The following is a 241-nucleotide window of genomic DNA, read 5'->3' on the forward strand; positions in this document are numbered from 1 at the left end:
TGTCCCCGGCGGCACGCATTCCCGCCACCGTGAGGCGGAAGCGGGCGATCGCCACCGCGAAGGGGTTGAGGTCCACCCCGCTGATGGACGCCATCGCGGTGCGCACGCGCTCGCGGGCGCCCATCGCCGGTGCGTCCGCGAGCCACTTGGCGTGCAGCCGCTCGAAGGCGCCCAGCAGGAAGTGCCCCGACCCGCACGTCGGGTCGATGACCCGCAGTCCCTTGAGGCCGAACTCGCGCAC

The 241-nt window shown here is 73.4% G+C and carries 1 protein-coding gene; it reads right to left on the minus strand.

Annotated features, from left to right (window positions below):
• The coding region (locus tag L9G74_RS21850; RefSeq protein ID WP_238898989.1) for a DNA methyltransferase at positions 1-241 on the minus strand (241 nt) is incomplete at both ends.

This window comes from Shewanella electrica (assembly GCF_022321485.1).
GTDB classification, from domain to species: Bacteria; Pseudomonadota; Gammaproteobacteria; order Enterobacterales; family Shewanellaceae; genus Shewanella; species Shewanella electrica.